At 46.3% G+C, this 20,695-nt stretch carries 19 protein-coding genes; 13 read left to right on the forward strand and 6 right to left on the reverse strand.

What is annotated here, in order from left to right; all coding sequences use genetic code 11:
* Positions 1–264 precede the first annotated feature (264 nt).
* The gene (locus IGJ17_RS00460; RefSeq protein WP_005232820.1) at positions 265–678 is read left to right on the forward strand and encodes a phosphate-starvation-inducible PsiE family protein; all 414 of its coding nucleotides are present in this window, start codon (positions 265–267) and stop codon (positions 676–678) included.
* A 33-nt stretch (positions 679–711) separates the two neighbouring features.
* Here the strand turns inward: IGJ17_RS00460 and IGJ17_RS00465 are convergent, their stop codons facing one another.
* Genes IGJ17_RS00465 through IGJ17_RS00475 form a run of 3 tightly spaced genes read right to left on the reverse strand, consistent with a single transcriptional unit; the run spans position 712 to position 4,039 of the window.
* A complete protein-coding gene (locus IGJ17_RS00465; RefSeq protein WP_005232819.1) occupies positions 712–2,583 on the reverse strand; it encodes a fructose-bisphosphatase class III in 1,872 nt (623 codons plus the stop codon).
* Positions 2,573–3,391, reverse strand: a complete 819-nt coding sequence (locus IGJ17_RS00470) for a pyruvate, water dikinase regulatory protein (RefSeq protein ID WP_005232818.1) — start codon at positions 3,389–3,391, stop codon at positions 2,573–2,575. Before IGJ17_RS00470 ends, IGJ17_RS00465 begins: the two co-directional genes overlap by 11 nt.
* Positions 3,392–3,403: 12 nt before the next feature.
* A complete protein-coding gene (locus IGJ17_RS00475; protein WP_005232817.1) occupies positions 3,404–4,039 on the reverse strand; it encodes a helix-turn-helix transcriptional regulator in 636 nt (211 codons plus the stop codon).
* Positions 4,040–4,229: 190 nt separating this feature from the next.
* Here IGJ17_RS00475 and ppdK point away from each other — a divergent pair, with 190 nt between their 5' ends.
* Complete coding sequence (ppdK, locus tag IGJ17_RS00480) at positions 4,230–6,863, forward strand: pyruvate, phosphate dikinase (protein ID WP_429961014.1); 2,634 nt, start codon at positions 4,230–4,232, stop codon at positions 6,861–6,863.
* Between the two features lie 81 nt (positions 6,864–6,944).
* Here the strand turns inward: ppdK and IGJ17_RS00485 are convergent, their stop codons facing one another.
* Complete coding sequence (locus tag IGJ17_RS00485) at positions 6,945–7,337, reverse strand: YbaN family protein (protein WP_005232815.1); 393 nt, start codon at positions 7,335–7,337, stop codon at positions 6,945–6,947.
* Between the two features lie 172 nt (positions 7,338–7,509).
* Here IGJ17_RS00485 and IGJ17_RS00490 point away from each other — a divergent pair, with 172 nt between their 5' ends.
* Together IGJ17_RS00490 and IGJ17_RS00495 are read left to right on the forward strand one after the other, a co-directional pair.
* Entirely contained in the window at positions 7,510–8,319 is an 810-nt protein-coding gene (locus IGJ17_RS00490; RefSeq protein ID WP_144330744.1) for an aldo/keto reductase family protein, read from the forward strand.
* 283 nt (positions 8,320–8,602) lie between these two features.
* Positions 8,603–10,648, forward strand: coding sequence for a methyl-accepting chemotaxis protein (locus IGJ17_RS00495; protein WP_008376630.1), 2,046 nt, complete (start codon positions 8,603–8,605; stop codon positions 10,646–10,648).
* A gap of 146 nt (positions 10,649–10,794) precedes the next feature.
* Here the strand turns inward: IGJ17_RS00495 and IGJ17_RS00500 are convergent, their stop codons facing one another.
* Positions 10,795–11,559 carry an OmpA/MotB family protein gene (locus IGJ17_RS00500; RefSeq protein WP_008376629.1) on the reverse strand — a complete coding sequence of 255 codons (765 nt, stop codon included), beginning with the start codon at positions 11,557–11,559 and terminating at the stop codon, positions 10,795–10,797.
* Positions 11,560–11,572: 13 nt separating this feature from the next.
* Positions 11,573–12,337 (reverse strand): flagellar motor stator protein MotA, encoded by a 765-nt coding sequence (gene motA, locus IGJ17_RS00505; RefSeq protein WP_005232810.1) that lies wholly within the window; start codon positions 12,335–12,337, stop codon positions 11,573–11,575.
* 620 nt (positions 12,338–12,957) lie between these two features.
* Between motA and flgB the strand changes: the two genes are divergently transcribed.
* The 9 genes from flgB to IGJ17_RS00550 all read left to right on the forward strand — a co-directional run bounded on the left by flgB (position 12,958) and on the right by IGJ17_RS00550 (position 20,686).
* Positions 12,958–13,317, forward strand: a complete 360-nt coding sequence (flgB, locus tag IGJ17_RS00510; RefSeq protein ID WP_034872092.1) for a flagellar basal body rod protein FlgB — start codon at positions 12,958–12,960, stop codon at positions 13,315–13,317.
* A gap of 21 nt (positions 13,318–13,338) precedes the next feature.
* Positions 13,339–13,755: a flagellar basal body rod protein FlgC gene (gene flgC / locus IGJ17_RS00515; RefSeq protein ID WP_005232807.1), complete on the forward strand. Its 417-nt coding sequence runs from the start codon at positions 13,339–13,341 to the stop codon at positions 13,753–13,755.
* A 7-nt stretch (positions 13,756–13,762) separates the two neighbouring features.
* The gene (gene fliE, locus IGJ17_RS00520) at positions 13,763–14,086 is read left to right on the forward strand and encodes a flagellar hook-basal body complex protein FliE (protein WP_016611614.1); all 324 of its coding nucleotides are present in this window, start codon (positions 13,763–13,765) and stop codon (positions 14,084–14,086) included.
* Between the two features lie 27 nt (positions 14,087–14,113).
* Complete coding sequence (gene fliF, locus IGJ17_RS00525) at positions 14,114–15,736, forward strand: flagellar basal-body MS-ring/collar protein FliF (RefSeq protein WP_050790974.1); 1,623 nt, start codon at positions 14,114–14,116, stop codon at positions 15,734–15,736.
* Positions 15,737–15,746: 10 nt separating this feature from the next.
* A complete protein-coding gene (gene fliG / locus IGJ17_RS00530) occupies positions 15,747–16,751 on the forward strand; it encodes a flagellar motor switch protein FliG (RefSeq protein WP_005226586.1) in 1,005 nt (334 codons plus the stop codon).
* Positions 16,735–17,493 (forward strand): hypothetical protein, encoded by a 759-nt coding sequence (locus tag IGJ17_RS00535; protein WP_429961015.1) that lies wholly within the window; start codon positions 16,735–16,737, stop codon positions 17,491–17,493. Before fliG ends, IGJ17_RS00535 begins: the two co-directional genes overlap by 17 nt.
* Positions 17,490–18,842, forward strand: a complete 1,353-nt coding sequence (fliI, locus tag IGJ17_RS00540) for a flagellar protein export ATPase FliI (protein WP_008376625.1) — start codon at positions 17,490–17,492, stop codon at positions 18,840–18,842. Before IGJ17_RS00535 ends, fliI begins: the two co-directional genes overlap by 4 nt.
* Positions 18,843–18,864: 22 nt before the next feature.
* Positions 18,865–19,284: a flagellar export protein FliJ gene (gene fliJ / locus IGJ17_RS00545; RefSeq protein WP_005232789.1), complete on the forward strand. Its 420-nt coding sequence runs from the start codon at positions 18,865–18,867 to the stop codon at positions 19,282–19,284.
* 64 nt (positions 19,285–19,348) lie between these two features.
* Positions 19,349–20,686, forward strand: a complete 1,338-nt coding sequence (locus IGJ17_RS00550) for a flagellar hook-length control protein FliK (RefSeq protein WP_005232788.1) — start codon at positions 19,349–19,351, stop codon at positions 20,684–20,686.
* Positions 20,687–20,695: the final 9 nt, after the last annotated feature.

The raw sequence follows: 20,695 nt of genomic DNA on the forward strand, positions 1-20,695 counted from the left end.
CCATTTCAGCTAGGCCTTGAGCCTAGCTTTTTTATTTGCTTATGGTCAGAGCCACGAACACACCAAGTGTACGAAGGATGCGCGATTCCTCACTCTGAGACTTCAAAAAGTAGCAAAGAGGAAGGTTTTTTTGGAGGATTGCTGGAACAGAAAAGAGCTGTCTTACGTTTTTATTCACTGCCTCCATAAAAAAAGCTGCACTTGCAAGCATATCATAAAGTGATTCTGAGTAGTTTCGCTATAATAAGTGCGAGGAGGGGTGTTATGGGAAAGTATTTTAAGCACTTCGAAAAATTGATTAGTGTTGTGGTTGATATTATGTTAGGACTGTTGGTTCTGTTGGTTTTGGTGGTGATGGCGGAAGCGATCTACAAAATCGTTGTCCATGTGATCCCACTGCATGAAGTTAGCGATCTTTCTTTATTGATCGAAGAGATCGCGACATTGTTTATTTTACTGGAAATTATTTTGATGTTATTGCGTTACGTAAAAGAAGGTCACCATATTCCGGTGCGTTACTTGATTTTGATCAGTATCACAGCAATTTTAAGAGAGCTGCTTTTAGCGCAAGGAAAAGGGTTAGAAACGCTCTTTTTGGCGTTAGCGATCTTGGTCTTGATCATTGTGCTGCAGGCGTTGGAAAAACTCAAAGCCTTTCATAGTTCCAAAGGACTGTAAAAAAAATCATCCGATTGGTTGACGAATGACTCGTCAAGGGATCGGATGATTTTTTAATTCTTCAAAAAGTACTCGGCTTTCTTGCTGCAGCCGCTTGCCGATATCTGTTTGGCCTACCGTTGTTCTTTCCGTTTGCCGCACGACGATTTTTTTCTGAGTGACGATGTCACGTCGCTGCTGGATGGCTTGCTGGCGATCTGTAAAGGGTTGATGCGCCGCCAAGGTCATGCCGAAGGAATTTGACAACAGCGTGTAACCGGCAATGCCTGTGACTGATTGGTAGGAGCGAGAGAGTCCGCCATCGATCACCAACAAACGACCATTTGCCTTGATGGGCGTCTCGCCTTTACGCACTTTGACAGGGGTATGGCCATTGATGATGTGACCTGTCGACGGCAGACCGAAGGCAGCTAGGACACGGCAGCAGAAGTCTTCGTTTTCCCTTAAAGAATAATAGGCATTTTTTTGTTCCTTATGAGTGTTGCGATCTTCTATAAAGTAGCGCTCAAAGGTTTTCATGGCTTTTTTGCCGAAGAGGGAAGAGCCTTCGCCACACCAAAGATACCAGATCATATCGGTGGCAAGGTCTGTTTGGTTTTCTGGTTGGGCAAAACTTTCCTGCAAACATTGCTGAAAAAAGTCCATCAACGCTTTGCCTGCCAAGGGCTGCTGCTGGAAAGTAAAGGCCAGGAAATCGCCGTTTTCCCGACAAGGCAGGCAGCCGTGATACAGTAGGTTGTCGTTGAAGCGCTGGTACAATGTACCATGCTCGACCAAAAAGCGCATATGCGCAGCTAAGCGGGGCGAGCGTTGAAATTGGCTCAGCAAATCTTGCAGTACTTCATGTTCTTCGGCTGTCAAACGGTAAGGATCATCGGGATCTACTAGTTGAAAACAGCCGTTGATCAAAGGATAGGTCTGGTCTAGCTGGATTTGTTGTCGATCTTGAGACAAGCGATGCAATAAGCAGCGCTCTGCCATCGCAAATGCCGGTCGCCGCTGGATCACGGCTGCTTCGACTTTGAATTGGATGATGGCAAATGCCTGCTGCAAAAGCATGGCGGCTTTTTTTTGCTGGCTTGATAAAGGGTCCACTGTTTTTTGCGGATAAAAGCCGGCATTTTCTGTGTAATATTTTTGGCTAAAAGCCAGTGCTTTTGATAGATCGATCCCATAACCATCTTGTAATAATGCCAAATTGCCGTAGCGAGCAGCGATGCGGATCGTATTGGCCAAACAGGGCAGCGAGCCGCAAAAGCTACCGATCCACAAGATATCATGGTTGCCTAGCTGAATATCCAGTGAAGGCAAAGTCATCAAGCGATCGACGATTTTGTCTGGCGCCGGTCCTCGATCATAGATATCGCCTAAGACATGGAGATGGTCCACTACGAAACGCTGAATCAAGTACGCCAGTTCTTGGCAAAAAAGCGGGGCTGCCTCTAATTCAATGATCTTATCAAAAATCGCCTGATAGTAAGCTTCTTTATTGAAGTCGGCATCATATTGGTACAACAGTTCTTCTAAGATGTAAGCAAAAGAAGTCGGCAATGCTTTGCGTACCTTGGAGCGTGTGTATTTACTGGAAGTAAAGCGGGCAACTTTCACTAGCTGTGCCATCTTCAAGCGCCAATCGGCAGGGGTCCAGGCCTGTTCTTGTAATAGCTCCTCTGGATAATAAATGACAAAACAGAGTTCGGTCTGTTCTTCTTTCGTCAAGACACCGGTAAACAAAGTCTCGACTTTTTCTCGAATACTGCCAGAACCATTCCGCAAAATATGGTCAAAGGCATCGTATTCGCCATGCAGATCGCTGACAAAATGCTCGGTAGCTTTCGGCAGCTGCTGGATGGCTTCCAAGTTGATGATCTCGGTCAGGTTTGCCAAGGTGTCTTTATTGAACATGGGCCTGTTCTTTGGCTTGTTCTTCAATCAGCATCGCGCTTTCTTCAATGGAGCGTTTGCTGACATCGATCACCGGAATGTTCAGCTTTTTGAACCATTCATTCGCGTAGGCTAATTCTGCTTCGATTCGTTCACAATTGGTGTAATGGGTTTCTTCTTTCAAGCCCAATGAATGCATCCGGGACCGCCGGATTTCCGTAAGGGATTCTGGATTCGTAGTCAAACCGACCATTTTCCGTGGGTCTACTTGGTGCACTTCGGCTGGCAAAGCGACTTCAGGAATCAAAGGCAGATTCGCCACTTTGTAGCCGCGATTTGCCATGTATAGGCTCAATGGGGTCTTTGAGGTTCGCGAAACCCCTAATAGGACAAAGTCAGCATCGAGAAATCCCCGTGGGTCTTTGCCGTCGTCGTATTTCACCGCAAATTCCATCGCGGCCACCCGGCTGAAATATGCTTGGTTCAAGCGATGCAAGGCACCAGGCTCTTGGACGGCTTCTACACCGAATGTTTTTTCCAGCATCGTGGTCAAGGGCGACATAAAGTCGACATGCTGCAAACCAGTCCGTTTGGCAAAGGCATCAACAAAAGCGACTAATTCTTTATTGACTAAGGTGGTAACGACGATCGATTTGTCTAGCAAGGCATCTTTGAGGATCTCGCCTAAGCTCTCTTCATCATTAGTAAAGGGAAAGAGCTGGATATCTGAAAGGTCGATCGTGGGAAACTGCGCGGAAACGGCGGCGATCAGCTTTTGTGCCGTTTCGCCTACGGAATCTGAAATCAAATATATTCGAACGTTCTTCATTGTTTTTGCCCCCTAAAAGTGTGTGTTGTCACTGTCATTGCCTGCTTGAATAAAGTAATTCATCAGCCGCGTCTTCGTGATTTTGCCGATGACTTTTTTTGGTTCCTGTGGATCGACCACTGGCAAGGTATCGACTTCATGTCGTCCTAACAACGTACCAGCCGTCAAGATCGTTTCTTCCGGTGTGATGGTCACGATGTTTGGCATGCGAGTCATGATCATCGCTACGGGTGTTTTTTCCGGTGCGGCATTGCTGATCGCAAAGCGCAGCAGATCTTTGCGGGAGAGTACCCCAATCAGTTCGTCTTGGTCATTTTTGACATAGAGGGAACCGACATCGTACATAAACAAAGTCGTGACTGCTTCATAAACGGAGACCGTTTGTGAGATCAGCAACGGTGGGATCATGACTTCTGCAACTTTGGTATGGTAGAGTTTTTCGAAAAGCAAAGGCTCAACGGTTTGTCCTGTATAGAAATAGCCGACTTTCGGTCGAGCGTCTAATAAACCGGTCATGGTCAAAATCGATAAGTCATTCCGCAAGGTTGCGCGGCTCAAACCCAACTGCTTCGCAATGGTCTCCCCACTGATCGGCTGATGCTCTTTGACGATCTCAATGATTTTCATTTGTCTTTGGCTTAATTCCAATGTGTCACCTTCTTTCTTTTATGTGCTATGCTATTGATTATATGATTTTCCGAATGAAAAGGCAATCCTTCTCTTTTAAAAAGGATAAATCCCTTAAAAGTTTTCTTTTTTTGGCTTGACGATTAAATGTGCCATACTATATACTGCTAATTAATCGAAATAGTATATAACATTTAAAAGGAGGAACATGATGGAAAAAGCAGTCGTATGGTTTTCAGAAGGCACGAAAGAGCAAAAAGCATTATTAGGCGGGAAAGGGGCAAATCTTGCGGAGATGACCAATTTGGGTTTGCCTGTTCCTCAGGGATTTATCGTCCCGGCCACCATTTGCCTGACCTATTTAGAAGAACAGGTTCTTCCTGAGGCGATCATCAAGCAAGTCAAAGCTGCCATCGAAGAATTGGCAGTCCGCAGGAACAAAACATTTGGCGGACTGCACTCGCCGTTATTGGTTTCTGTCCGCAGTGGTGCCAAGTTTTCCATGCCAGGGATGATGGATACGATCTTAAACCTTGGGTTGAATGATGAAACCGTCCAAGGGTTGGCTCAGCAGACGGGGGACCCCGTCTTTGCTTATGATTGTTACCGCCGTTTGATCCAGATGTATGGGGATGTGGTGAAAGGTGTAGAAAAAGAACACTTTGAAGCCTATTTGACAGATTATAAGAAACGGCAGAATTATGTGTCAGACCAAATGATGACCGGCAATGACTGGCAAATGATCTGCCGCGTGTTTCAAAGTATTTATATGGAACATACCCAAGAAGCGTTCCCCCAAGACCCGTTTCAGCAATTATTGGCAGCCATCACGGCAGTTTTTCGCTCATGGAACAACCCACGGGCTAAGACCTACCGTTCCCTCCATCGGATCCCTGACGATCTAGGGACTGCCGTAACGATTCAAGAAATGGTTTTTGGCAACAGCGGGATAAATAGTGGGACGGGTGTCGCCTTCACCCGCAATCCAGCAACCGGGGAACCGGGACTTTTCGGCGAATTTCTAGTGTGTGCTCAAGGGGAAGATGTGGTTGCTGGCATTCGTACACCACAACCGATCCAAGCGTTGGCGCAACAACATCCTGTGATTTATCAGGAACTAAAGCAACTGGCTGAGGGTTTGGAAGATCACTATCAAGACATGCAAGACATTGAATTTACCATCGATGACGGCCAGTTGTTTGTCTTGCAAACAAGAAACGGCAAACGAACCGCCGCTGCGGCAGCGCAAATTGCAACGGATATGGTCGCAGAAGGTCGGATCACCATCAGGCAAGCCTTAGACCGAATCACACCAGAAATGATCGATCAATTGTTGCACCCGTTATTTGCCCCCGAAGCCTTACAGCAAGCCGAAGCCTTTGCGCAGGGCTTGCCGGCTAGTCCAGGGGCAGCTTCAGGACATGTCTATTTCACTGCAGAGGCGGCGGAAAAAGCCAGCCGCACAGGAGAAAAAGTCCTGCTGCTGCGGCAGGAAACCTCACCTGAAGATATTGAAGGCATGGTGGTGAGTGAAGCGATCATTACCGCTCGTGGGGGGATGACTTCTCATGCGGCGGTGGTCGCCCGTGGTCTGGGGGTCTGCTGTGTGGTAGGGTGCGAGGCATTAAGTGTCGATGCATTTTTGAAACAGGCCCGCTGCGGCGAGCTGTGGATTGAAGAAGGTGACGTACTTTCCGTAGACGGCAGCACTGGCAAACTGTATCAAGGGCAGCTGCCTATGACCAGTGTACAGGAGCGGGTTTTGCTGGATCAGCTTTTGACGTGGGCACAAGCCCAGGCAGATCTAAAGGTTTACGCAAATGCGGAAACGAAAAATGACATTGAGGCTGCGCTGGCCTTTGGTGCAGCGGGCATCGGCTTAGCACGGACGGAGCATATGTTTTTTGGGGAAGCGCGTTTGTGGAAAATGCGGGAAGTCATCTTGGCAGAAACGAAGGCGGAACGATTGGCGGCTTTGGCTGAGATCAAGGCTTATCAAAAAGCCGATTTCCAAGAAATGCTGCAGGCCGCGCAAGGAAAGAAATGCACGATTCGGTTATTAGATCCACCACTCCATGAATTCTTGCCCCATGAGCATGAACGCCTTGAGATGGCCCGCCGCAGTAAAAAATCATTGGCAGTGATCGAGCGGCGAATTGACGAACTGCAAGAGGTCAATCCTATGATGGGGCATCGCGGCAGCCGTTTAGGACTCAGCTATCCAGAAATTTATGAAATGCAAACAGCGGCGATTTGTGAAGCGGCTGTGGAGTTGCGGCAGCAAGGAGTCGAGGTAGAGGCGGCGATCTTATTGCCCCTGATCAGTTTGCCCGCAGAGCTGCAGGTGTTGAAAGAGACTTTGACACAGGTGATCGCTCAAGCAGAAGCAACCCTTCAGCAACCGTTGCACATCGAGATCGGGATGATGATCGAGACGCCTAGAGCGTGCTTGATTGCTGGGGAGTGTGCTGAAGAGGCGGCGTTCTTTAGTTTTGGTACCAATGACTTGACCCAAATGACCTTTGGCTTTTCGCGGGATGATGCCGGCAGCTTTATCCAAGCCTATTTGCAGTCGGGGATCTTACAAGAAGATCCTTACCAGCACTTAGATCAGGTAGGTGTTGGCGCGTTGATGCGTCAAGCGATCGCCGGCGTAAGAGATCGGCAGCCAGAGCACTCGATCGGTGTTTGTGGCGAAGTCGGCAGCGATCCCTATTCTATTGCGTTTTTGCGAGAGATCGGCATCGACTATGTTTCTTGTTCCCCATACCGGATCCCTGCTGCTTGGTTAGCGATCGCCCAATCAGCCCCCATCATCGAAGAGGCGTCAGTGAGCACCCGCTAAAATAGGAGAAAAAATACACCGCAGTCCACTAGCAAGGTTCACTTGCTTGGTGGATTACGGTGTGTACGTACAGCTTTGTCCTTACAGGGGCTGATCCGTTTTTTGGATCGCAGGTTTGCGTCCTTTTAAATACCAAGTGATCCCAATGACATGGGCGAGGTAGATGGCAGCGAGGACGAAACGTACCAGCAGATTAGGGATCAGCAGTGCAGGAATTGCAAAGACTACCAGCATCATGGCAAACATCCGAACCATTGCCTTGGTGCTCAGCTGTTTTTGTACGAGTGGTTTTTCAATGTATTTTTGATAATTTTCTGATTGAACTAAGCGTTGATAATAGGTATCGGAACTCCGCAGCCAGAAATAAGCCGTCAGCAAGTAAAAGACGGTTGTAGGTAAGAAAGGCAAAAATATTCCTAAAGTACCTAAACCGAATGTCAGTGATCCACAAAGAAAAAACAGTGTTTTTTTCAAAAGTAACCCTCCTTATTTGGGTGTTTCGTATCTTACCCTCAGTATAACGGAGGAGGGGCTGCTTGAACATGCGTTTTGTGCTTTTCCCCGTTTTTTAGCGGCAATAAGAGTTTTTCTTCCCCTTACTCCTGCTTTTTTGATAGACTAGAAACAACACAAAGGGGGAAGCAGCATGGAAACGATTGAATTGAATACCGGCATTCAGATTCCAGTGATCGGCAGCGGGACGAATACATTTGGGAAAGAAAACCGAGAATACCAAGGTGCGATCAATGATGATACGACAGAGCTATTGACTGCCATCAAGCTTGGGTATCGGCATTTTGATACGGCGATTTCTTACCGCAACGAAGCCGTGGTTGGCAAAGCCATCAAGGAAAGCGGGATTGACCGCAGCGAATTTTTCCTGACTTCTAAGATTCCTGGCAAACCAGAGCATACACAAGATGCAGCTGCCGTGAAAGCGTCTGTCGAAGCGAGTTTAGCAGCCTTGCAGACGGAATCGATCGATCTTTATTTGATCCATCATCCGTGGGACAACTTGGCAGAGATCGCCGCTGTCTGGGCGGTTCTTGAGGCTTATGTCGATAAAGGAGTCTTAAAAGCGATCGGGGTGTCCAATTTCCAAGAAGAAGAACTCAGCTATTTATTGGCAAACAGTCGGATCAAACCAGCGGTCAATCAGATCGAATCGCATCCAGGCAAGTGGAATGATGCGATCATCTCGTATTCCTTAGACAATCAGGTAGTTCCAGAAGCCTGGGGTCCGCTTTCCCGGATTTCGGAAGCGGCACGGGAAACCTTGACCCAAATCGGGGAAGCGCATCAAAAAAACTGGAGCCAAGTGGTCTTGCGTTACCAAATCGAGCGTGGGGTGATCGTGATTCCGAAATCCCATTCAGAAAAACATCAAGCCGAAAATTTAGCGCTCTTTGATTTCGCTTTGACGGCGGAAGAAAAAGCCGTCATCAAAGAATTATAGGCAATAGAAGCGGTCCTATTAAAGGGACCCTACAGCCAGTGCGGAAACTTCCGTGCTGGCTATTTTTATGCAGTCGTAACGCTCCTTGATGACTGAGGAGCTTTTCTATTCGTTACAACAGCAACCGTAAGCCTTAGCAAAAAAGAAAATGCGCTTGCAGCCGTTTCTGACAATGAATCCTCTTAAATATTCAAAGAAATGACCGATTATCCTTACTAAGGGTCGTCTACGGACGAGTCTTCAGTGGATCGTGTGAAATTGGAAATGAAGGAGTGGCACAGTTGTGAAAAAAAGAAAAAAGACGATAGGAATTTATGTGATGATCACCTTGATGCTGGTTGCGGGGATCCCGATCATTGTCATGCTGACAAGTTCCTATCTAACCACCAAGAACTTATTGATTGAACGAAATGATTTGAACAAAGAAAGTGCCGTCAATTTGATCTTGGCGGAAGAAAAGAGTTTGCGCCGATCGACGGAAAGCAAATTGAAATCAATGGCTGAACTGCCAGCGATGAAAACAGAATTCAGCATGGGACGTATCCGTTCAGATCTTTCTTTAGCGATTGCTGGGAGCAACAGCTTCTTAGCAGTAACTTTTGGGACAGAAGATGATGAGTATGTGACCTTCAATCCCTTACCGGATGACTATAAACCCACAATTCGGCCGTGGTACAAAGGGGCTGTAAAAGCCGAAGGAGAAGTGTATTGGACAGCACCTTATTTAGATACGGTGTCGAATCAATTTGTGACGTCGGCTTCGATCCGGGTCAAAAATTCCCATAATCAAGTGGGGGTTTTAAGCGTCGATGTTTCCTATGAAAGCATTCAAAACATCTTGTCTTCCTTTACCGTGGGGCGGACTGGGAATGTCACCTTAGTTTCAGAATCTGGGGTCATCGTGACCTCAAAAAATACCAAGCAAATCGGTAAGAATATCAAAGAAGAAGAAGTGTTCCAAAAAATCAAAGAAGCCAAAGATCCGACAGGCATGGTTGGTTTAGGCGACTCGAATAAAGTCAATGATGTGTTGTATGACAAGTCTGCTGATTCCAATGTTTGGGCGTACTCCGAAGTCAAAGCTAGTGATCTAGACAAAGAGTTAGGAGCGTTGGTCCGTACCACCATTATCGTTACGATCTTGATGCTGCTCTTTGTAGGACTGGTTTCTTATGCCGCGATCAAAGTAGTCGCAGCAATCATCGATTGCTTCAATCGCTACTTTAGAAAAGTCGGTGAAGGCAAACTAGAGAAGATGAGCAAAACCAAAAGAGCCAAAGGCGAAAAATGGACATGGGATCAATGGGCACGCCGAGTTGTTTATCCAGACAAAGCAGGCAATGAGATCCAGCAAATGGCGGACAATTACAATGTGATGATCGAAGGCACGGGTGCATTGATCCAAAAAGTACAAAAAGAAAGCAACAGTGTCGCAGGAATGTCGGATTCTTTATTAGAATTGTCAAAACAAACCAATATTGCGACAGAAGAAGTCTCTCAAACCATTACGGGTATTGCTGAAGTGACCGGTGCTCAAGCCCAAGAAACAGAATACAGCGTGTCTCAAATGCAAAACCTTTCGCAAGTCGTGAAAGAATTACGAGAAAATGTTGGCGGCATGAGCAGCAAGTCGCAAGAATCTACGAAGATCAATCAAGAAAACTTAACGATCATGGATCAAGTCGATGACAGTTGGCGACAAGAGTTGGCACAGATGGAGCGCTTGATGTCGAATATGACGGGAATGAATGATAGTATCCAAAATATCAACTCGATCATTGGGGTCATCAACGATATTTCTTACCAAACCAACTTGCTAGCCTTGAATGCATCGATCGAAGCCGCAAGTGCTGGCGAGTCTGGCAAAGGCTTTGCCGTCGTGGCTGCTGAGATCCGTAAATTGGCGGAACAAAGCAAAGCTTCTACCAAAGAGATCGAAGCGATCATTGAAGAAATTCGTGAGCAGTCTAGTCAAATGGTCAAACAAACGTCGGCGTCTGTCAAAGGCGGCGTTCGCCAAACCAACTTGATCAAAGAAGCGATCTCATCTTCAAAAGAAGTTTTCCAACGCAGTAGCTATATGATCGAAGGCATCCATCATATTGAAGCAGCCAGTGCCCGTATCGAAAATATTCAAAACAGTGTACTGGAAAACTTAGAAAACATTTCCGCATCAACGGAAGAAAATGCCGCTGGCACACAAGAAGTTTCCGCAAATGCAGAAGAAGTCTTGGCAACCATGGATGAATTTACCAACCATGTGGCCGACCTCAGAGACATTGCAGAAGAGTTGAAGCGATTGACCAATCGTTTTGAAGTGGAGAAATAAATCAAGCAAAAAAATCACTCATCAGCTATTCGCAAGAATGGCTGATGAGTGATTTTTGTTTGTTGAGGAGGAGACTACAAAAAAGCCAAGACGAATGTTGCTCATCTTGGCTTTTCATAATGATATTTATAAAACCTTATTACGAGCTATTGTGTCGTTTCGGTCCGCTGAATGATCATCTCCACGCGGCGGTTTTCCGAGCGGCCTTGTGGGGTGTTGTTATCGGCTTTCGGTTCGGTATCGGCAAAGGCTTGGATGGCAGCATTTTTTTCTAAAACGGCGCCTTTGCTGATGAAGTATTCCATAACGGTAATCGCACGAGCGGAACTAAGATCCCAGTTAGATTGGTAGCGGCCATTGCCTTTTTCCGGTACGTTATCGGTATGCCCGGCGATCACGATTTTGTTGGCTTTTAGTTTTTTCAGTGAGTCCGATAGTAGATCCAGTGACTGACGAGTGGTGTCCGTGATCTCGGCGCTACCAGAGGCAAACAAGATGCTGCTGGCTAGCGTGATATGCAAGCCATCGGATTCCAAGCGGACTTCTGTCTGATCTTTTAAGCCAGAAGCGGCGAGTTCTTGTGACAGCTGGTCGCTGATTTTTTCTAGCTGCTGATTTTCCAGTTGGGTCCGGACCGCTGCTTCTTGCGCTTGTGCTTCGGCAGAAGTGGCGGCTTTTTTTCGCGGCGTGGTCTCGCCCATATCGATCACTGACCCGATGACGGAGGCGTTGCTGTGGTGGCTGGAAAGGATGGTGCCGAATTCGCTTCGGATTTCTTGAAACTTCTCATCATCGACTTTCGCCATGGCAAACATGACGATGAATAAGGCCAGCAGCAAGGTCAACATATCCGAGTAAGGCAAAAGCCACGCTTCGTCTACATGTTCTTCATGTTTCTTTTTTCGCTTCATGTCGCTTCACCCTTTATAATTGTTCTTGCCGTTTTTTCGGATCGATCAAGCTGTATAATTTTTTCTCAATACTTTTCGGCGATTGTCCGGCTTGGATCGCTAAGACCCCTTCAACGATGATCGACATCATTTGGACTTCTTGCTCCGATTTCAAAGTTAATCGTGAGCTAAAAGGAATGAACAGCACATAACCGAAGAAAATACCATAAAGGGTCGCCACAAAAGCCGCCGAGATCATATGACCCAGTGCTTCTACATCCTCTAAATTGCCTAGCGCCCCTATCAGCCCGATCACGGCTCCTAACACCCCTAAGGTCGGGGAACTCGTGCCGGCGGTTTTAAAAATAGCCGAGCCGATGCGATGCCGTTCTTCGATCCCATAGATCTCATTTTCCATGATTTCTTGGATCTGTTCGGCAGCGATGCCATCCACCACCATTTCCAAGCCCTTTTTTAAAAAAGGATCTTCTAAGTTTTGGATAGCACCTTCAAGAGATAGTAGGCCATCGCGCCGAGCTTGGTTAGCTAATTCAACGATGGTATTGATGGTTGTTTTTAAGTCGTATTCTTTATTTTTCAGCAGAACGCCGAAGATCTTCGGGATTTTTTTGATATCACTGCTGGGAAATGAATTGATAACGGCTGCGATCACACCGACGAAAATGATAATCGCGGCTGCCGGATTGATCAAAACGGCCACATTGGCACCTTTTACAATCATCCCAACCACCACAGATATCAATCCTAAAATAATACCGATCAGCAAGAAAAAATCCATTTGTTGCGTCCTCCTAAATTCTATTTCCAGGTTTTAAACCCTCATTTATTTTATCGGTGAATTAAAATCATTCTTAATAGCAAAAAAAAATAATCCAAAAAATAACTAAAATAAATTTTCTGTCTCTCCTTTTTTTGTTCTTTTTTTGACAAGTTTCGTCAAATTGTTGAAATGGTACAGCTTGCAATTTTTGTGAATATTTATAGATGGTACCGTTTTTTTTCGTGAAGCGTTTCTCAGGGTTTGTCATGTCAACAGGCACAAATGAAAATTTTTTAATCAATTTTTCGAATAATACTTGTTTTTTTATCAAAAAACTGATTTTGATCAAAAGGCGTAGATATGCTTGTAAAACGCTTTATATCGATCGTTTGCTTTTTATAACTGGGGACGAAATTGCGATGAAACAGTGTTTAACAAATAACATAACACGTCTGTAACTTAAATGTCATATCCGTAAAGTTGCAAAAATCAAATTGTAAAATAAAAATAATTCTACTATAATGACATCACGTCTTCTTGTTTTTTTAATCTATAACAAAAAAATAAATAAATATATTTGTTTCTGTTCCATCGATGAAAAAAACGTTTGGTACAGAAGGTGGAAGGAGCAATTATTGTTGGATACCTATGATTTATTAAAAACAGCTATGAACGTTTCTGCACAACGCGCAGAATTGATTTCGTCTAATATCGCTAATGTCAACACGGATGGGTACAAAGCAAAACGCATCGTGTTTGAAAGCGAATTAAAGCAGGCACTCGCTTCGTCAGGGACCGACGCTGTAACAGAAGCGTCAGTTTCTCAAGTAAAACCGAAAATCACTGAAAATGCAACTACCAGTATCAAAGACAACGGCAATAACGTGGATCTTGAGGTAGAGATGTTGGATCAAGCAGCCAATGGGTTGTATTACAGTGCATTGACCGCACAAGTCAACGGACGCTTGCAAATGATGAACCTTGTCTTGAGTAATTGATAGAAAGCGCAGGAAAAACAAATGGGTATATTTAACGGACTAACGATCAACGCGAGCGGTCTAGCATTGGAACGGTTAAAACTAGATACGATCTCCAGCAATATCGCAAATGTAAATACAAATCAAACACAAACAACCGCGGCTTATCAAAAAAAGAGTATTCTTTTTTCAGAAAATTTAAAAAATAGTCGTGAAGGAACACCGGCTACATACGGTGTCAAAGTGACGGGGATCGCTGCCGATGAGACGGAAAAACTGACCTATGATCCTACCAATCCCGCTGCCAACGCTGAGGGATATGTCGGTCAATCAAATGTGGATATTGCCGATGAAATGGTGGCAATGTTGCAAGCGGTTCGAACGTACGAAGCCAATGTTTCTGCTTCAGAAATGAATAAAACAATCTTGAAAAAAGCATTAGAAATATCAAAGGGGTAACGAGAAAATGGATGGACTTTTAACGACAGGATTAACAGACTACCAAAACGTTTTGCGGACACTAGGCACGGGGGCTGCTTCAAAAGAGACTAGTGTTGTGGGCACCAAGGAAAACCAGTTTTCTTCCTACTTGACCAATGCGGTCGATCAGTTGAATCAAAAAACGGCGGTCATGGATCAAGATACTGTTAATTTGATCACCGGCGATGAAAGCGATCTAGGCAATGTGATGATTCGCATGACGGAGGCGCAATTGGCGCTACAAACAGCCGTTCAAGTACGAAACAAGTGTTTAGAAGCTTACAATGACGTGAAAAATATGCAGTTTTAGCAGTGGGTGAGGGAATAAGAATAAATGATGGATAAAGTGAAAGAATGGACAGAACAACTCAAAGACCGTTGGCAAATGCAAAGCTCTTTAAAGAAAATGATCGTTGTTCTTTCCGTTATCAGCGTTCTCGGAATCACAGCAGCTGTTTATTATTTAAATACGCGAATTGAATACGGTATCTTGTTTACGGATCTAAGCGATGCCGATGCGGGAACGATCAGCAAGGATTTGGATGAACAGCAGATCGCCTACAAATTAGCCGACAATGGGACGACTATTTTGATCGATAAGGACCAAGTCGATGAATACCGCATCAATCTTGCCGTGGACAATAAGTTACCAAATACCAGTACAGGCTTTGAATTATTTGATGATGCCAACATGATGACAACGGATGAAGACCGCAAAATCATGTATCAGCGGGCAGTAACGGGCGAACTACAGCGAGCAATCGAGTCGATCGATGCGGTCAAATCCGCCAAAGTTTTACTCGTGATGCCAGAAGAAAGTGTCTTTTCTTCGGAGGAAAGTGCGCCGACGGCCTCTATCGTGTTGTCCTTGAAAAATCAGCAAATCTCAGACGAGTCCGTGCAAGGGATCGTTACCTTGACTTCCGGCGCAGTGGAAAAGCTGAAGCCTGAAAATGTAAAAGTCGTTGATAGCGCGGGCAATACGTTGACTAGAACCGAAGATGAAGCCAGTCAATTAAGTGGCTTAAACAATAAATACATTGCCATCAAAGATTCCTATGAAAAAACGCTAGAAGAAAAAGTAGCGAAGTTGCTGACACCGATCTATGGTGCAGACAAATTCCAAGTGTCGATCAATTTAGACTTGAATTTTGATTCGATCGAGCGGAAGAAAGTCACTTATGATGACCCAGAGATCAAGAGTGAAACAGTGCAGGCTGCTGGTTCGCAAGGGACCGTCCAAGAAGCCCAAACAGGGACCGTGGATGACAATGTCTCCAATGTGACGGGCACGGATGGAGAGGGGAACAATTCCTACAGTCGCTCCGTTGAAAATGAATTGGATACCGAGACCACTACGACCATTACGGCTCCTGGCATGATCGAACGAATGACCAGCTCAATCGTGATCAATGCGAACCTTTCGCAAGCGGATCAAGCAGAATTGCAGCAGTTGATTGCTAGCGCCGTCGGCTATGACAATGATCGTGGCGATCAAATTGCGATCCAAGGGTTTGACTTTGCCCAAGCAGAGGTTGATCCAGCCGCTGATCCTCAAGGGAATGAACAGATTGCAGCTGCCAAAGGTTATGTCAAGTATGCCATCATCGGCGGTATCGTGTTGACCTTGTTCTTGGTGATCTTAATGATCGTTGGCGTGATCCGACGCCGACGCAAAGAAGACGAGTTGGAAGTGGATGTGACGGATGAAATGGTCACTTTTGCACAACCATCCGCTGCTAGCATCGGAGCGAGTAACCCAGTTGCACAAGAAGTCGTTTTTGGCGGTGTCGGCAACCGGTCTGCTGAAACGAAACCAGCGGTGCCAGAAGCATCCACACAAGAAGCCACAGCAGAACATACAGGAGAACCAACATTGGATCAAACGGCTAGAAATTATGCCGAAAGCAATCCTGAAGTAGCGGCGGAATTGATCAAAGCTTGGATGAAAGAAAAATAAGGGGGCAGCCATGGATACAATAGACGGGGTAAAAAAAGCAGCGATTCTTCTGATTTCTCTAGGATCAGATACCTCTGCAAAGATCATGAAGCTGCTGCCAGAATCATTTATACAAAAAGTGAGCTATGAGATCGCCAACATCGACTTTGTCAGTCCCGAAGAGCGGGATCAAGTGTTGGAGGAATTTTCTCATACCGCAACGGCCCGCAAATATGTCTTAGACGGCGGGATCGATTATGCCAAAAATTTGCTGAACCAAGCATTAGGCCCTCAAAAAGCCAAAGAAGTCATTGACGTATTGACTCAGATTCAGCTGCGGGAACGGCCCTTTAATATCGCTCGCAAAGCCGATGTTCAACAGTTGACCAATCTGTTGATCGGCGAACATCCACAAACGGTAGCGTTGATTTTGTGCTACATGCAGCCGGACAAAGCGGCCAGCGTCTTGTCACAGTTTCCCGATCATTTGCAAGTGGAGATCGCTGAACGGATCGGGACGATCTCCAGTACGTCGCCTTTGGTGATCGAACGGATTGAAAAAGTGATCGAGAACAAATTCTCGAATTACATTGAGAACGATACGGAAAATGTCGGTGGTGTGCATACACTGGTAGAAATCTTGAACTCAGTCAGCCGCAGTACTGAAAAGAACATTTTGAACGACTTGGAAAAGCGGCAACCGGAACTATCCAACGAAGTGAAATCAAGCTTGTTTACTTTCGAGGATATCGTGACCCTCGATCGCTTGGATGTTCAAAAAGTCTTGCGAGATGTTCAAAACGATGTCTTAGTCTTAGCGCTTAAAGGCACGACCGACGACATCAAGAACTTTATTTTCTCCAACCTCTCATCACGGGCGGTGGAAAATCTGCAAGAAGAAATTCAATTTATGGGTCCTACCCGCTTGTCTGCTGTAGAAGAAGCCCAACAAAGTGTGGTGGCTGTGATTCGACGGCTAGATGAAACCGGTGAGATCTACATCGGAAGGGGCGACCAAGATGCAGTGGTCAAATAGCAGTTTATTGAAGCAGCAGGCGATCAAAACGACTGAAGCTGCTCGCAGTATTTTGACGGATACGACCATCAAAGCGCCGATTGAGAAACCGAGCTTAGACCCAGAACTGCAAGCGGCTAGACGTGCACGCCAATTGGAGCAGGAACGGCATCTGCAGCAAATGGAAGCCTTGAAACAGCAAATCTTGACCGATGCACAAGCGCAAGCGACGCAAATTCTAGCAGAAGCGAGAACGGAAGGCTTTCAAGCAGGACAAGCAGACGGCTTTCAACAAGGCTATCAAGAAGGACTCAATGCCAGCAAAGAAGCCGCGCAAGCATTGATGACACAAGCCCAAGCCAATGTCGCTGAAGCCGTTTCTGAAATCAACACCTTTCGCTCAGAGAAAAAGCAAGAAATGATCGCTTACGGCACGGCAATCGCCGAAGCCTTGATCAATCAACGTTTTACAGACGAGCAAGCAGGCTTCCTGCCTTTTGTGGAGTCTGTGCTATGGCAATTTGAACAACCCGATCAATTTGTGACTATTCGCAGCCAAGAGCAGCATCTTGCAGGGTTGCGAGAATTGTTGGAAACCAAAAAACAGACGATCAGCGGGTTTCGCTATTTACTCATGGCAGATGACGGCTTGGCGGAACACGATTTTTGTATCGAATCTGAAAATGCCTTGGTGGTTTTTGAACTGAGGGAAGAAATCGCTCGCTTTTTGAGCCAATTTTTAGAAAGCAGTGTGAAGGAATGACGTTTGAATTACCGATCACAGCGCTGCGCAAAACAGCGCAAGCACAGCCGTTCTTTACCACTTACGGCAAAGTCAGCGAAGTCGTAGGTCTGCTGATCAAAGTCGAAGGGTTGTCGGTTTTCATAGGAGAAATCTGTGAAGTCGCACTGCAAAACAAGACACATACAGCTTTAGCCGAAGTCGTGGGCTTTGTGAAAAAAACCGTGCTCCTGATGCCCCTTGATCAGCTAGAAGGCATCGGACCGGGCTGTTTAGTGCGGCCAACTGGCAAATCGTTGACGGTAAAAATCGATGATACGCTGCTAGGGCACACCTTAGATGGACTAGGGCGACCGTTAGATATGGCGCTGGATCTGGAAACTGCGTCAGAATATCCAGTTAGTCAAGATTCTCCTGACCCCTTTCGTCGTCAAAAAATCGCTGAGATCATGCCGACAGGTGTCCGGGCGATCGATGGTCTCTTGACCGTCGGCCTTGGCCAACGGATCGGCATTTTTGCTGGCAGCGGGGTCGGTAAGAGTACCTTATTGGGGATGCTGGCTCGTTATTGCGAAGCAGATGTCATCGTGATCGGCTTGATCGGCGAGCGAGGACGAGAAGTCAAAGAATTTATTGAAAATGATCTAGGCCCAGAAGGCTACCGCAAGTCGGTCGTTGTCTGTGCTACCTCCGATATGCCACCCCTTGTACGACTAAAAGGGGCTCATGTGGCAACGGCGATCGCTGAGTATTACCGCGATCAAGGCAAGAAAGTCGTATTGATGATGGATTCGGTGACCCGTTTTGCGATGGCGCAGCGGGAGATCGGTTTATCAACAGGTGAACCACCGACGACCAAAGGCTATACCCCTTCTGTGTTTACAGCTTTACCGAAGTTGTTAGAGCGCAGTGGGATGTCTGACAAAGGCTCGATCACTGCCTTTTATACCGTCTTGGTAGAAGGTGATGACATGAATGAACCGATCGCTGATGCGGTGCGGGGGATTCTTGACGGTCATATTCTGTTGTCACGGAAAATCGCCGCTCAAAATCATTATCCTGCCATCGATATTCAAAACAGCCTCAGCCGTTTGATGAAGACCCTCGTTTCTGAGGAACAGCATGAACATGCGGGGGAACTAAAAGAAAACATGGCCGTTTATGCAGAGGCCAAGGATTTGATCGATATCGGTGCTTACAAAAGCGGCAGTAATGCGTTGACCGACCAAGCGATCGCGTTGCATCACCCCATCCTACGGTTTTTACAGCAAAAAGTGGATGAGCGGATCCCATTTGAACAAACGATTTTTGAATTGGCGCATTTGTTCAGTGAAGAAGCGCTGATCGAGCGCCAGCGTTCGACCATGTAAAACAGATCATAAAGGAGCAACCATGCAAGCATTTCACTTTTCCTTAGAAAAAGTATTGGATCACCGAAAAACCATTGAGCAAGAAGCCAAACGAGCGTACGCCCAAAAACAGCAATTGTTGATTCAGCAAGAACAGCACCTGAACACGCTGGCACAGGAAAAAGCCCAGCTTTTTGATGTCAATGAAATGACCATTGGGCGGATGCAAGTGCAGCAACGCTATTTGCTTGCTTTGAATGCCACCATCGATGAGGTTCAGAACAAAATGTTTCACGTGAAGCAAGAATTGGCAGAGTCTTTATCGGTAGTGGTAGAAGCGCAGCAGGAACGCAAGATCGTGGAAAAACTGCGAGAAAAACAATTTGCTGAATACACCTATGAACAGCAATTGGAAGAGCAAAAACAATTGGATGAGTTCGGCAATCGCGCCTTATTTTCTTAAAGAACTAATGTTTTAGTGATGAGATGACCTTGGTTTTAAAGCATCAGCTGAGAGGAGGTGAACAATGAAAGAGATCACAACAAGTGCCGCAACCGCTGTACCTGTCGGTAGCAAATCAAAAAAGATGGAGGCGTCACCAGAGGTATTCAGTTTGATGATGCGACAGCTGACAGTTCAAGCAGGCAGCAACCTGCCAGCCCCTATCGAAACATCAGGGATGACGGAGCAAATCGCCGCCGCACCAGAAATGGGTACGGCCAGCAGTATGGAACATCTGCCGCAGGAGTCAGAAATCACTTCAGCAGCTGAACAATCTGCAACGACGCAAGCGCCAGAAATGAGCCAGATCAGCCAGACACCTTTTGCAGGCTTGGTTCAGGAAGCGGCACAGGCATCAATGGTAACGACGGAGCAGAACCAAACAAGCGCCACAGCAGCTTTAGCACCAATAGACGTAGCCACCACAGTCATCGACCCCTCCGAGTCTACGCTTGAAGGTCTGGATTTGATGACAAATGACAGAAGTGAAGCCGCAGCACCAACGCTTGAAACGCCTTTGCCAGAAGACTTAGTAGGCGAAGAGCAGTCCACGGCAAAAGGGATCGCGACTTTCAAGGAAATCGATTCAGTAACAAAAGCCGCGATTGCGCAGACGACAGAAGCACAGCTGAAACAGTCCACCGAAGGGACCGCTCAATTGGGCCAAACGGGACCATTGGATCAAGTGTCGCCAGTGACCCACCAAGCGACGGATACGACTAGCACCTTGCAAAGCACGAAGGAAACAGTCGCCAAAAATACGGAAGCTGTTTCTGCACAAGCCATTGCTTTTTCGGCAGTAACCGACAATGAAATGGCGACACCAGCACTGCAACTGCTTGATGTTTCTCCCCTTTTGAGCAAGCAAGGACTAGCGCCAACAAAAGCGAGTATGGAGCAAGCGGCTCTGCCCTTAGCAAAAGCGACTGCCCAACTCGTCCAAACGAGCAGCACGTCAAGCGAGAAAAAAATCACGTTGCAATTCGTTCCCGAGAAATTAGGCACGATCCAGCTTTCTCTAGAAACGAATGCCCAAGGCAGCCGCTTAGAACTGACCGTTCAGCAGCCGCAAGCCAAAGAATTATTGCTGTCCATCAAGCATGAGCTAGAGCAAGTTTTGCAAAAGCAAGAGCAGCCGATCCTAGCAATCAAAGAACCTACGTTAGCTTCTGTCCAGCAGGCTGGTCCGCTGTCAAATCAATCCTTTGCCGGCAGTATGATGGCAAGTGACAGTCAGTTAAACCAACAGCGTTTTTTACAGGCTCAAAAAGGACAAAGCAAAAAGCCATTTCATCAAAGCAATACGGTTGAAGAAGAGCAGCAATTAGCACCGATCGATCATGCGATCAGTATTTTAGTGTAAAGGAGGAGA

This window comes from Enterococcus sp. DIV1096b, from assembly GCF_050498765.1.
GTDB lineage: Bacteria > Bacillota > Bacilli > Lactobacillales > Enterococcaceae > Enterococcus_D > Enterococcus_D entomosocium.